Origin of the sequence: Pandoraea captiosa, assembly GCF_902459775.1 — a bacterium.
In the GTDB taxonomy this organism is placed as follows: domain Bacteria; phylum Pseudomonadota; class Gammaproteobacteria; order Burkholderiales; family Burkholderiaceae; genus Pandoraea; species Pandoraea captiosa.
The window spans coordinates 911,425-924,919 of the sequence record NZ_CABPSQ010000001.1; the positions used below are offsets into that span (position 1 = coordinate 911,425).

The following is a 13,495-nucleotide window of genomic DNA, read 5'->3' on the forward strand; positions in this document are numbered from 1 at the left end:
AGCGATAGAAGGCAGTTTAGGAAGAACTGTGTAAGCCGTGGTTAAATAACCGCACATCAAACATTAATCTCAGGTGAATGATCCAGATCGAAGACCTGCGCCTGATCGAGGCGCTTTCGCTCTCGCCATCGCTCAGTGCCGCAGCGCGCATGCTCAACGTGACGCCGCCTGCGCTCTCTGCCCGACTGCGCAAGCTCGAAGCCACGTTGGGTCTGGCGCTGGCCACGCGGACCTCCCGGCAGCTCAGCCTCACGGCCGAGGGCGAGCGGCTGGCGCGCGAAGGCTCGGCATTGCTGGCGCAACTCGATGCGTTGCCCGAGTCGTTCCGACGGGAAGACAAGCGTCTGACGGGTTCCCTGCGGGTTGCGGCGCCGTTCGGCTATGGCCGACATCATGTGGCGCCGGTGCTGGCGCGCTTCGGTCTACTGCATCCGGCGCTGAACCTTCAACTGGACCTGCGCGAGACGCCGTGGCCGGACAAACATGATTCGGACGCCGTCGTCCACGTTGGCGCGGTCAGGGACTCGTCGTGGATCGCCCGGCCGCTGGCACCGAACGATCGCTGGCTGTGCGCCAGTCCCGCGTACTTGCAGCGGCACGGCGTGCCGTCCGATCCGCACGCGCTCTTGCAACACCGCTGTATTTGCATTCGGGAGAACGATGAAGACGCATCGTTGTGGCGGTTCCGCCGGCGTGCAACGGCAGGCGCAGCAACAGGCAAACGGGCGATAGCGCGCGACAGCGTGCGTGTCGTCGCGGCCTACACGACGAACGACGGCAGCGTCGCACGCGAGTGGGCCGAGCAGGGGCTGGGACTGGTGTTGCGCTCCGAATGGGACACCCGTGACGCTGTCGCGGCGGGCCGACTCGTGCGTGTGCTAACCGATTGGGAATTCGACAGCGCACCGGTCACGTTGCTGGTGCCCACGCGGCGCGGTCGCACCGCGCGGCTGCAGGCGCTCATGGCGTTCGTGGAAGACGCGCTCGCCGCTTCGCCGCCGGCGCGTCGCGGGCGCCGTCAGGAAGGCTGAGTGGGCTAAGTGGGCTAAGTGCTAAGTGGGCTGAACGGGCTGAGGGTCGAGCCGAGCGCTGACGATGCGGGCGCGGTTGGCGAGCACGCTGCACAGGATCAGGAGGATGGCCGTCATGAAGAAGACGGCGGGCAGTCCGAACATCACGGCGACCTGACCGCCGATGATGGGGCCTATGACTTGCCCACTGAACTGCGCCGACTGGAGATAGCCGAGCAGCTTGCCGGTGTTGCGCTCGTGGACGGCCTGCCGCGCCAGCTTGCCGATGGCAGGCAGCAGACCGGCCAGCGTCATGCCCATCAATACGCGCAATACCGCCAACTGCCACCACTCGGTCACGAACGCCTGCGGCACCATCACCAGCGCCGTCGCGATCAGACAACCGACGATCACGCGCCAGCTGCCGATGCGATCGGCCAGCGCCCCCAACTTCGCTGCGCTCAGCATGCTGCCCAGCGCGGAACTCGCCATGACCACACCCGCCACGCGCGTGAGATGCGGGCCATCGACGCCCAACTGGCCGATGTAGACGGTAATGATCGGCTCGATGGACATGTTGGCGAGCAGCACCATCATGCCGGTGAACAATATCGCCGCGATGATGCCGGCCCGTGCCGTCGGCATGCGCGCGTCGCCGTTTGTCGCGGTGCGACGTTTGCCGTCGCGTGCGCGGTCGAAATCTTCGCGCACACCGAAAATCGTCAGCAGGGCGGTGATCGAGATCATGCCGGCGCAGGCGAAGAAGGTGCCGCGAATGCCGATCAACGGCGGAAGCAGGCCACCGATCAGGGGGCCGGTCAGATTGCCGGCGAGGGCGCCGGTCGACAACACGCCCAACGCCCATCCCGCGCGCTCGCGGGGGGCTTGCGTGCCGATCATGACGGTCGACGCCGACGCGAAACCGCCGATCAGGCCGGTGAGCAGACGCAGCGCGACGAGCTGATAGACATTGTGGGCAATGCCGATGAGCGACGTCACGATCACCATGCCCACGGCGGCCCGGATGAGCATTGGGCGACGCCCGAAGCGATCAGCCAGATGCCCCCAGATTGGCGCAGTCGCGGCGGTGCCGAGAAACGTTGCGCTGAAGGCGACCCCCGACCACTGAATGACGGCCGACTCGGGCGCGACGCCCAGTTGTTTGACGTAAAGCGGCAGGAACGGCAGCAACATGCTCAGGCCCGCCAGCGTGGTGAACGAGCCGAACACGCAGATCGCAAGATTGCGCTGCCAGTACGGACGGTTGCGTTCGGCATAGCCGACAGTCGTGTCGCCGGCACCGGTGCCGGCGTCTGAAGGAGACGGGGGGCTCACAAAAACCTCTGATTCGCGGGAAGTGCGCGGCGCGATGCCGCAGCAACCGCCAGTCTAGCCCGGTCGCCGTGTGACGAGTACGGTCGCGGCGCGTACGTCACTCTTGCGCGTGTCGGACGAATGCGCAAGTGTCTCTATCAAAAAATCGACGAAAACCCGTGCACGCGACGGCAGCGTCTTGCCGTGCGGGAATAGGAGACTCACCGGGCGGGACCGTCCCGCATGGTCGGGACGGACTTCGACGAGGCGCCCGGCGGTCAGCCGCGAAACGCGAAACGCGAAACGCGAAACGCGAAACGCGAAACGTTTCGGGTGACAGGTGACGGCTCAGGCGAGCGGCTGGCGCAGCGTGGCGTCGGCCACGCGAATCTGTTTCGGAATCAGTCGCAGTTGCAGGAACGTATCTGCGATTTTCTGTTGGGCGGCCAGCACGGGCTCCGACACGGGCTTGTAGATGTGCGCGTAGTGGCGCAGGCCTTTCTCGATGATCTTCGCATCGAGACCCTGAATGGGGGCCAGCTGTGCCGCTGCCGCCGCGTAGTTCGCGCGGATCTGCTGCCCGGTCTGGCCCAGCGATTCCAGCGTGGCCTTCACGACGTCACCCCGTTTTTCCGCGAACGCGCGCTGGCTCAGGAAGAACTGATGATGATCGGCGGCCCCTTCGGCGTTCGCGAGCAGGCGCACGGGACTCTGGTCGAGCACGGCGGTGAGGAACGGTTCCCAGATCGCCCAGGCGTCGACTGCACCCCGTTCAAGCGCGGCGCGTGCGTCGGCCGGCGCGAGGAATACCGGGCTGATGTCGCCGTAATCCAGCCCGTGTTTGCGCAGCAACGCAACGAGGAACCAATGGACGTCCGAGCCCTTGTTGAAGGCAACGCGCTTGCCGCGCAAGTCGGCGACCGTGTGGATGGCCGACTGCTTTGCGACGACGACGCCCTCGGCGAGCGGCGTCGGAATTTCGTAGGCGCTGTAGACGAAGTCGGCCCCGGCGGCCTGCGCGAACACGGGGGGCGCTTCGCCCACGTAGCCGAAGTCGATGGCGCCCACATTGAGGGCTTCGAGCAATTGCGGCCCGGCGGCGAACTCGGCCCATGTGAGCTCGACGCCGAGCGGGCGCAGGCGCGCTTCGAGCGAGCCGTTCGCCTTGGCGAGCACCAGCGTGCTTGCCGCCTTCTGATAGCCGATGCGGAATTTGCCCGGCTCGTACGCTGCCCTGGCGGTGAGTGGGGGCAGCGCGACGCTGGCCGCGCCGGCGCCGAGTACGGAGAGGAAATGACGACGTGAGCGTGAGTTGAGCGGTTTCATGGACGTTGGGACGTTGCCCCGATAAATTGGCCGAATGCGTCAATCGATTTGATTGACGTCGATTATCCGGGCCGGTCCGAACGGGGCAACGAAGCGATTGTGCTTTAGATATTCAGCGTTGCGGTGCGATGTATGCGACGCAAAGTGGAATGGGCGATGCGCCGCCGTGATACGCAAACGGCACGGTTTCCTGGGCCTCGATGCTCAGCGTTGGCCACAAGGCCAGCGTGCGCGAAAAGTTCGCCTCGCGGCATGACCGGCCGGGGCGCTCGAGCAGGAGCGCGCCGCGGGCGCGCACCTCGGATTCGTCCATATCTCGCGTATAGATGTTCGGGCGCTGCGTTGCCGACCAGCGTGCGAGCAGGCGCGGGTTGCCCGGGGCATAGAAGGTCAGCCAGGTGGCCAGGTGGTCGTGTCCCACGAAAGCCAGCGGCGTCTGGTAGCGCGCCTGCCATCGTTGCTCGAGGCCGAAGCTGGCGGCCTTGATGCCGGCGAACTTTTGCCCGGCGTTGCGCAGGTTCATGCTGAGCGCCATGGTGTAACCGACCAGCACCATCAGGCCGACGGCCGGCAGCCAGCGGGAAATTCGCCAGGCGCGTCTGGCTGTCTGCGGGGCGGCACAGGCGACCAGGAGCGCGGGCAGCGGAACGGCGAACGGTTGCAGCCATTCGGAGATGCGTCCGCCCTCATGGACCGTGAAATACACGAGGATCGGAAGCAGAGGAGGCAGCACGACGCAGGCCGATAGCCACACGGGCAACGGCGGCGCCTTGAATCGGATGCCGGCCAGATGCATGACGACGGCGAGCGTGGCCACCGGATAGAACGCGGCAAGGGCGCCACGCAGGCCCCGCAGGTTCAATCGCTGCTGGATCTGATCGTCGACCCATCGGAAAGCCGCAAAGTCGTGGGACGTCAGCCAGAGCACGTTGGGGACGACAAGCGCGACGAAGATTGCGACCCCCAGCACGAAGGCGGGCTGTCGATAGTGGCGGCGCGTGCACGGGGTCCATAGCGTGATGATGAAAATTGCGCCGAGCAAGGCGAACGTCGAATACTTGGTCATGGCGGCCAACCCGGCCACGGTACCGAACGCCGGCCAGAATCGCGGCGAGTCGCACATCGCGCGCACGAACAGCCAGAGCATCCAGGGCCAGAGCATGACCAGCAGGTAATTGTCGTTGTACGGCAGGATGTCGATGTTGATCGCGCCGCTCAGATGCAGGCTGAGCATGGCCAGCCATGCGAGACGCGCGTTGCCCGAGAGGCGTTGGGCAAGGTGCCACACTCCCAGCATGCCGATCGCCACGGCAGCGAAGTGCGATGCGTACCAATAAAACGCCAGCGCTTCGGGGCGCAATCCCAGCGCGGGCCACATCGAAAAGCCGACCAGCCATGGATTCTTCGGCGTTCCCCATTGCGCGTTACGCGCCCAGTTGAAGGCTTCGACGGCGTCGAACGGAACGGTGGGGTCGAGCGTTGCGCTCACCAGCGCCCACACGAGCGCGTAGATCGCGACGTAGAGCGAAGGCGAATATTGAACGGCAGCCGCCGTGCGCAGGAAGATGGCCCGTGCGGAGGTGGGGCGCCGGGTGGGGGCGAACGTAGGGCCGGAGGCGGGAGCAGAGGAGGCGTCGTGTTTTTGCATGCGCGCTTCGACTGGCCGAAGGCGCGCATGTTCTTCGCATCATTTTGCAATCCAAACCAATGGCAATGGATCGAAAATACTCGCTATCTAATTGTTTTTATAAGGATTTCCGCCTAGTTTCAGGTGGCGAAGGGGCGCCTTTCGGCCACACTCGTTCACAAACGCGAACAAACGAAAACGAATGAAAACGGAAGACAACAATTTTTTCGGCGCGAGCCAGACATGCGTCACGCCGGATCCGGCGTTGCGTCGACGATCAGCGCCGGGTTCACCTGCCGGATTCGTTGATCGACGAAGTAGCCGCCGCCTTCCTGATAGCGAAGGTAGAGGCGCTCGCATTCCCGGCACCGGCATACGTTCGCGCGGTTGTACGGAAAGTAGCGCGGCGCGATAGGCGCGTCGGCATGCCAGTAAGACGTGCCGTTCGGGTGATATTCGACGAAGGTCGGTTCCCGCCCGGCCTGGATTTCCTGCGGATCGAGCAACGTGCCGATGACTTCCAGTTGCGCGTCGGGCATCGAGTTGGGCAGCGTCGCCCAGCCGTCGAGCGGGGTCTTCGTGCATTGGCATTCGGTGGACAGGGTGCCGGCGGACACGGCAAGGGCGCGGAAGGCAGCGGGGTCGAGGTAAGGAAGATCGCTCATGGGGATGATGGGATTGGCGTGGTGCCGTCATCGCCATGGGTCGGAGGAATCGTGCGGCGCGGCGACGGCGTTCGACATGGTAGCGCGATGTCCGCCATGGGGCACGTCCGACCACGATAAGCCATTGGATTTCGTAGGGGTACCGCAACGCCCGTGCGACGCCGTTGCGCGCATTGGGGGACTGCGCTGAACGCGGCGCCGGTCATGCCGTTCTTTTGTTCTGACCCCTGATATTGGTTGCACCGTATAGACACTTCAGATGTTAATCTTTCGCGTCCGCCGGTTTGCCGCTTTGCTTGCCGCGGATGGTACGGATAACAAGACAATGATTTCATCAGGAGGGTATGTGTTCGAAATGTTCCGTCAATACGGTATGGGTCTGACCCGGCAGGTGCCGAAGCTGGTAGCAGGGGGGATGGCAGCGGGCGTGATGGCGGCGGTCGCGCTGGCCGGCGCGCCCGCCCACGCGAGCGAGGTGGTGTCGAGCGAGGTTTACAGCAAGAACCTGTCGCGCCCGCTGACCTACAACGTGTATCTCCCGACGGGATACGAAACCAGCGGCAAGACCACCTATCCGGTGCTGTATCTGCTGCATGGCAATGACGGCGTGAAGAACGACTGGGTGGTCAAGGGACATATGCAGTCGACCATGGACAAGCTGATCGGCCACGGCGACATTCCGCCCGCCATCGTGATCATGCCCGACGCCAATACCAATTGGTACGTCGACCTGAAGGAACGCATGGAGACCGCGTTCTTCAGCGAACTGGTCCCGCACGTCGAGAAAACGTATCGCACGATCAAGACTCGCGACGGTCGTCTGATCGGCGGTTTGTCGATGGGAGGCTACGGTGCGATGCGCTACGCGCTCAAGTATCCGGAGAAGTTCAAGGCAGCGGCGCTGCTCAGTCCGGCCATCTACAACCCGGAGCCGCCCAGGGATTCATCGGCCCGTTTCGTGAAGGTGTTTGCGGAGCCGAATACCAACGGCGAGTACAGCGCACGTGTCTGGCAGCAGAACAACTATCCGGCTTACTTCGACGAGTTCCTGAAAAAGGGCATCAAGGTGCCGATGTACATCAATTCGGGCGACGACGACGATTTCAACATCGAAATGGAAGCGACGCGCTTCTACGAGTTGCTGCGTGCGAACAAGCAACCTGCCGAGTTGCGCATCGTCGACGGCAAGCATGAGTGGTCGGTCTGGTCCAGCACGCTCGCTGATGCGCTGAAGTACATCTTCCGCGACGTTCAGCGCCCGCAGCGAAACGACTGACGTTCGCTAGGCCACCACTGGCGGCGCCCGTGCGGCCCCGCGATCGCCGACAAGGGCTTTCGCGGGGCCGGGTGGCAACTACAGCGAACGCTCGATGGCCTGTCCGAGCAATGACAGGCCCAGATCGATTTCCGACTCGCTGACGGTGAGCGGCGGTGCGATGCGGAACACACCGCCCATGCCGGGCAGCTGCACGATGTTCATGCTCAGGCCGAGGTTCATGCATTCGCGCGTGATCCGGGCACCGAGCCCCTCCGCAGGCGCTTTTGTGCGACGGTCGGTCACGATCTCCATGCCGAGCAGCAACCCGCGCCCACGCACGTCCCCCACGCATTCGAAGCGCTCCATCAGCCCCAGCAGGCCATTGCGCAGACGCTCGCCCATCACGTTCGCGCGCGCAACGAGGTTGTCGCGCGCGACGACATCCAGCACCCGCAGGCCGACGGCGGCGGGCAGCGGATCGGAAACGTGTGTGGTGTAGAAAAGGTAGCCGCGTTCGTGCGCGCGCTCCTCGATCTGCGCCGACGTGACGATGGCGGCCAGCGGGAGCCCCGCACCGAGTGTTTTCGACAGCGTGAGGATGTCCGGCGTCACACCGTCGCGCTCGAACGCGAACATGGTGCCCGTGCGTCCGATGCCCGTCTGCGCTTCATCCAGAATCAGCAGCATGCCGCGCTCCTCGCATTTGCGCTTGAGCGCAGCGAGGTACCCGGGCGGCAGTTCGATGATGCCGCCGGAGCTGAGAATCGGCTCGGCAATGAACGCGGCCAGATTGCCGCTCGACTGTCGGTCGATCAGATCGAACGCGTAGTCCAGTTCCGCCAGATAGTCGTACTGATCGGCGGGGCCGAAACGGGGGCGGTACGTGAACGGGGCGGGAATGGCGAAGGACCCGACGCAGGCCGGGCCAACGCCTTTGCGTCCGGCGCTGTACGTTGCGGACGCTGCAGCGCCGGTCATGCCGTGCCACGACTGCGCGAAGCCGACGATCTCGTACTTGCCTGTGACCAGCTTGGCCATCCGGATGGCCGCTTCGTTCGACTCGGCCCCCGTACTCAGCAACATCACCCGGTCCAGCCCGTCGGGCGTGACTTCGGCCAGACGCGTCGCGAGATCCACGACAGGGCGCGAGAGCATGCCGCTGAAGAGATGATCGAGCTTGCCGATGGATTCGGTCACGACGGAGACGATCTCGGGATGGCAGTGCCCGAGCACCGCGCTCATCTGACCTGAGGTGAAATCGAGAATCGCGCGTCCGTCGGCGTCATAAACGAAGCTGCCTTGCGCCCGCTCGACGATCATCGGCTCGAAGGTGCCGCCGTAGCGGATCAGATGCTGATGGGCGTTGCGCCAGAAGTCGGCGTCTTGGTTCTTGGACACAGGCGAATCTCCAGAGGTCGGGCAGGAATGAAGGGACGCGAAAGGACGCAAAAAAAGAAGGCAGAACAACTACCGCTTGCAGTCTAAGCAGCGCTCTGATTTCATAGAAGCGAATAGTGCTAATGAAAGATAGAAGCGGAGCTAATATCTTGGGCTTGTCTCTGGAAATCGATTTGCTGCGCTCGTTCGTGGCGATCGCGCAGGCGGGGTCGTTAAGTCGGGCAGCGCAGCACATTGCGCGAACGCAATCGGCGCTGAGCCAGCAGATGAAGCGCCTGGAAGAGATCGTGGATCAGCCACTGCTCCAGCGCACCGGGCGCGGGGTGGTGCTGACCGGGCCGGGCGAGCGTCTGCTCGGACACGCGCAGCGCATACTGCGTGCGCACGATGAAGCCATGGCCGACATGTCGGGACGAGGCCTCGCCGGAACGATCCGGTTCGGCTGCCCGGACGATTATGCGGCGGCGTTTCTCCCCCATCTGCTGCGCGAATTCGCCGTGGTGCACCCGCAAGCGCTGGTGGAGGTCATTTGCGAACCGACGCCACGCCTGCTTGAACAACTCTCGCGGCACGCCATTGACCTTGCGCTGATCTCTGTGCCGGAAGGGGTGGACGAGCGCAGCGTGATCCGGCGCGAGCCGCTGGTGTGGATCGGAAATCCTGGGCTCGACGCCCTGTTGTCCGACGCTGACGAACCCTTGCCGCTCGCGCTCTCGGACCCCGATACGCTGGACCACATCGCCGCATGCGAGGCGTTGGCGAAAGCGGGACGCGCCTATCGGATTGCGTACGCGAGCAGCAATCTCGCCGGACTTACGGCTCTGGCGCGTTCCGGTCAGGCGTTCGCCGTGATGACGCAAACGGCGGTGCCGGCGGATTTACGCATTGTTACAGGTGATACCTTGCCGACGTTGCCGTCCGTCGGAATTACGGTAAAGTTCGATCGCGCCCGTCCTGCCCACCTGTGCACGGCATTCGCCGAGCAAATCCGGCAGACGTTGGCGGTGATCTAGGACGCAGGACGGGGCTGGCAAGCCGGATGTACGCTGTCGTTCCCGTCGGAGAGAAATTGAAGCACAATTGCGCGTTGCTTCACGGCGCACGGTTGCGTGCCTGCGCGTCGGTGGAGCGTCATCCACAAGAATTCGGGTTTCAGGCTTTGGGGGCAACAATGGCCGCAAACCCGGGGTTATTCAGCTTTTTTGTATCGAGGTCGATATGTTGGCGCGTTTCGTGGCGTTTTTTCTGGTAGTCGGTTCGTTGTTCGCGCTGGCGGGCTGCAATACCGTCGATGGCGTCGGGCAGGATATTTCCGGGGCTGCGCGCACCGTCAAGCGCGCGCTGTAAGCGTGGCAGGTCCGTCGGACGCCGGGCGTCGGGCGGACCCGGCTCGGATGATTCGCCCGGCGACCCGCGCGTTTGCGGCAATCATCCGATCGTCGCAATGGCCGCGTTGACCTTGACGGGTTTTTCGCCGGGCAACCGGGCTTCATCGACCATCAGCGACTGCACCACCCCCGGCTCGAACACCAGACAGTACGTCGAGCCGCCATATTGAAAGTGTCCCAGCGGATCGCCCTTTTTCACGCGGCGCTCCCGCTCCACCTGAAGCACGCAGGAGGACACGTCTCCCATTCCGACGAACAGGCACCCCAGCGTGCCGATGGCGGGGTCGTCCGCCCGGATGACGACGACGGCGCGCGTCGCGGTTGCCGTCAGATAGCCTTGCGAGTCGTTGAGCCCCGCCTGATCGTCTCCCTCCGATTCCGTTTCCGAAAAGTACGTGCCGGGCAGCCGGTACGCCGCGACGATCGTCCCGTCGATGGGCGCGTGCCAGCGGTGGTAATCGTATGCGCTCAGATACGCCTGATACACGAGCCCCCCCGCGAAGGGCGCCGCCAACGCCTTGTGCGACGCACCGAACATGTCGATCAGCGAGTAGGGCTGCGCCTTGATCCAGAAGCTGTCGCGCATGCGTACGTCGCGCCGGACGTGGTGAGGCGTGCTCTCGCAGGCATTTACGATGACGCGCGTGTCGTCCGGCGCGGCGACGGGGCGGGCGTCCGGCTTGAAGCGTCGGGTGAAGAAGGCGTTCCATGAGTCGAAGCCACCAAACGGCTGTGACAGATCGACGTCGAACTCGTGGAGCTTCAGGCGTTCCTGTGCGGCGGCGCTTAACCACCCGTCGGGCGCGCGCGTGTTGAGAAAAGTGCGCGACTCGGGACTGCTCAGGAATTGGCACCACTGCGTGAGCACGTCGCGCATGCACCGGTTGAATTCCGGGTCGCGAAAGAACGCGTAGCCCGACGGCATGCACATCAGCCAGTCGAGCAGCGCGTTGACCGGACACACGATCAGGCTCTTGTTGTCGAACGCCGGCGCGGTGGTCACGACGAAATCGAGGGCCTGGATGAGCGTGTCGATATCCGTGAATCCGAGTCGATGCCCGTCGTCCAGCGCTTGCACGATGGCCCGGTTCAGATCCATGCGGCGTACCGGGTCGTCCATGATGCAGGCCCGCAGGCGACCGACGGCCGGACTCAATGGCTCTGTCATGCTGCGATGGCGGGCGTGTCGAACGAACTCGGCGCGAAGATCGGCGATGGCCGTTTCGTTTTCGGTGATCCATGCGCCAAGGCGACGACGGGACGACGGCGTGGCAGCGGCACGCGAAGCAGAACGGGCGGCTGACGTCATGACGTTGACGATCCTCTCGGGTAAGGACGTGGGTCCGAAGTCCGTCTCCATGCAAATTCCGTGCGCGCGACGTTCGCCTGTGGCGTCGGCCGGTTGCGTCGGCCGGTTGCGTCGGTCTGCTACGGCGGTTGGTCGTGGCGTGCACGATGTCGTATGTCGGCCGCAGCGGGTGCATTTCGTACAAAGCGATGTAGTTTTCGCCACAACCGGACAGTCGCGACGGTGGCGATGGTCATGGCCGGTCGCCGCGCCCGGTTTATCGCCTTTCATCGCATTTCATCGCATTTCGTCCGCCCTTCGAATGGCGGCTGACGGACGCTAATCCCGCACCAATGTGACGCAGTCGTCGCCGATATCCGCCGATATTGCGGGCAATTACCGGAACAAACGCCGTGTCGGACGTCCCGTCTCAAGTTTTTTGCGTTCACGCCGTTGGAGCCGCTAATACTGTCGCACCGGAACGTGTATCGTGCCGGGTGACGTAAGGTGGCTGCCGCTGTCGGCGGCCACGAACAGGAAAGAAAGGCGGAAGCGCAAATGTTGAAAAATTGGACGATTCGTTGGCGACTGCGTATGGCCGTGGCCGGTCTGGCAGCCCTGGTGCTGATCATCGGGGGCCTTGCGCTGCTCGGCCTGAGAGATACTGTGGGGAGTTTGCGCGAGGTATACGACAAGGAACTCGCCAGCACCCGCTTGCTCGGCGAGTCGGAGATTCACATCGGTCGCGCACGGGCCGTGGTGCTGCGTGCGCCGCAGGCGCCGAGTGAAGACGTGAAGTCCGCCGACGTCAGGAAGGGCACCGAATACTGGGGCGAATCGGCGAAGGCGTGGCAGGCGTATCTGGCGCTGCCGTCTGACGGCGAGGAGCAGCGTCTCGCGGCACAGGTGACGGCGGCGCGCCAGGCGCTCAAGGATGCGTTCACGTCCACCCAGAACAGCATTGCTGCCGGGCAGACCGACGTGTACTACGCGCAGGCCGCCGTGCTCGGCAAGCGCTACACGTCGTACGTCAACGCCAACGACGCGCTCAAGACGCTCTACGACACGCGCGCCAGATCGAGCTTCGATTCGGCCGTGGCGACCTACGACCGGTTGTTCGCGCTGACGTTATGCGCGATCGGCTTTGCGATCGTCGCTGCTATTCTCACCGCGCGCTCGCTCAACCGCGCGATTACGCGTCCGCTCGACGATGTCCTCGAACACTTCGAGGAAATGGCCGGAGGCGATCTGCAACGCCCGGTGCACGTCACGTCGAGTGACGAGATGGGGCGCCTGCTGGGCGCGCTCGGCAACATGAAGGCGCAGCTCAACGACACGGTAGCCAAGGTACGAAAGAGCGGCGAAGCCATTGCCGCCAGCGCGCGCGAGATCGCGGCGGGCAACCTCGACCTGTCGGCCCGGACCGAACAACAGGCGGCCTCGCTCGAAGAAACGGCGGCAAGCATGGAGGAACTGACGAGCACGGTGCGGCAGAACATGGAGCACGCGCGTGCCGCGAACCAGTTGGCCCGCGAGGCGAGCGAGCAGACGGGGGCTGGCGATGCGGCCATGAGCGAAGTGACGGACACGATGCGGGCCATCGATGCCGGCTCTGCCAAGATTCGCGACATCATCGCGCTCATCGACGGGATTGCATTTCAGACCAACATTCTGGCGCTCAATGCGGCGGTGGAAGCCGCGAGGGCGGGCGAGCAGGGGCGTGGTTTCGCCGTTGTCGCCGGCGAAGTCCGCACGCTGGCGCAGCGCTCGGCCAGCGCGGCGCGCGACATCAAGACGCTTATCGAATCGTCCGCCGAGCGTTCGGCGGCAGGAAGCCGGATCGTGGGTGAGGCGGGCGCCGCGATGCACACCATCGCCGCCAGCGTGCAACGCGTGACGGACATCATGGCGGAAATCTCGGCGGCGTCCGAAGAGCAGACGGCGGGCATCGATCAGGTAGCACGCGCGGTGACGCAAATGGACGAGGTCACCCAGCAAAACGCCGCATTGGTCGAACAGGCGTCGGCCGCCGCGCAGTCGCTCGCGGAACAGGCCGAGTCGCTCAAGGCCGCCGTCGCGGTGTTTCGTCTGACACAGGGGGAGGAAGACGCGGGATCGATGGCCGGCACCGCCGGAGTGGCCCGCGCCCGGTTGCACGCGGTGACCTCCTGAGCGGCGAAAGCTTGTAACCTACGGTCTCACTTTCCACGAACGCCGCTAC

Annotated in this window: 11 protein-coding genes; 4 read left to right on the forward strand and 7 right to left on the reverse strand. The window is 64.3% G+C overall.

Annotation, left to right across the window (positions count from 1 at the left end; all coding sequences use genetic code 11):
• Positions 1–77 precede the first annotated feature (77 nt).
• Entirely contained in the window at positions 78–1,031 is a 954-nt protein-coding gene (locus PCA31118_RS03905; protein ID WP_150623084.1) for a LysR family transcriptional regulator, read from the forward strand.
• A gap of 21 nt (positions 1,032–1,052) precedes the next feature.
• Here PCA31118_RS03905 and PCA31118_RS03910 read toward each other — a convergent pair whose 3' ends face one another.
• From PCA31118_RS03910 to PCA31118_RS03930, 4 genes are all read right to left on the reverse strand, one after another.
• Positions 1,053–2,345, reverse strand: a complete 1,293-nt coding sequence (locus PCA31118_RS03910; protein ID WP_150623086.1) for an MFS transporter — start codon at positions 2,343–2,345, stop codon at positions 1,053–1,055.
• 327 nt (positions 2,346–2,672) lie between these two features.
• Positions 2,673–3,650 (reverse strand): aliphatic sulfonate ABC transporter substrate-binding protein, encoded by a 978-nt coding sequence (locus PCA31118_RS03920; protein WP_150623088.1) that lies wholly within the window; start codon positions 3,648–3,650, stop codon positions 2,673–2,675.
• A 112-nt stretch (positions 3,651–3,762) separates the two neighbouring features.
• The gene (locus PCA31118_RS03925; protein ID WP_150623090.1) at positions 3,763–5,298 is read right to left on the reverse strand and encodes a glycosyltransferase family 39 protein; all 1,536 of its coding nucleotides are present in this window, start codon (positions 5,296–5,298) and stop codon (positions 3,763–3,765) included.
• 227 nt (positions 5,299–5,525) lie between these two features.
• Positions 5,526–5,942: a hypothetical protein gene (locus PCA31118_RS03930; protein ID WP_150623092.1), complete on the reverse strand. Its 417-nt coding sequence runs from the start codon at positions 5,940–5,942 to the stop codon at positions 5,526–5,528.
• Positions 5,943–6,357: 415 nt separating this feature from the next.
• Here PCA31118_RS03930 and PCA31118_RS03935 point away from each other — a divergent pair, with 415 nt between their 5' ends.
• A complete protein-coding gene (locus PCA31118_RS03935; protein ID WP_150623740.1) occupies positions 6,358–7,218 on the forward strand; it encodes an alpha/beta hydrolase in 861 nt (286 codons plus the stop codon).
• A gap of 78 nt (positions 7,219–7,296) precedes the next feature.
• Here the strand turns inward: PCA31118_RS03935 and PCA31118_RS03940 are convergent, their stop codons facing one another.
• A complete protein-coding gene (locus tag PCA31118_RS03940; protein WP_150623094.1) occupies positions 7,297–8,598 on the reverse strand; it encodes an aspartate aminotransferase family protein in 1,302 nt (433 codons plus the stop codon).
• Between the two features lie 122 nt (positions 8,599–8,720).
• Between PCA31118_RS03940 and PCA31118_RS03945 the strand changes: the two genes are divergently transcribed.
• Positions 8,721–9,611 carry a LysR family transcriptional regulator gene (locus tag PCA31118_RS03945; RefSeq protein ID WP_150623096.1) on the forward strand — a complete coding sequence of 297 codons (891 nt, stop codon included), beginning with the start codon at positions 8,721–8,723 and terminating at the stop codon, positions 9,609–9,611.
• Between the two features lie 139 nt (positions 9,612–9,750).
• On the opposite strand, the gene PCA31118_RS26950 is transcribed toward PCA31118_RS03945, so the two are convergent.
• A complete protein-coding gene (locus tag PCA31118_RS26950) occupies positions 9,751–10,026 on the reverse strand; it encodes a hypothetical protein (protein WP_174990317.1) in 276 nt (91 codons plus the stop codon).
• Positions 10,027–11,295: a phosphatidylserine decarboxylase family protein gene (locus tag PCA31118_RS03950; protein ID WP_150623098.1), complete on the reverse strand. Its 1,269-nt coding sequence runs from the start codon at positions 11,293–11,295 to the stop codon at positions 10,027–10,029.
• A gap of 537 nt (positions 11,296–11,832) precedes the next feature.
• Here PCA31118_RS03950 and PCA31118_RS27485 point away from each other — a divergent pair.
• A complete protein-coding gene (locus PCA31118_RS27485; protein ID WP_150623100.1) occupies positions 11,833–13,446 on the forward strand; it encodes a methyl-accepting chemotaxis protein in 1,614 nt (537 codons plus the stop codon).
• The last annotated feature ends 49 nt before the right edge of the window (positions 13,447–13,495 follow it).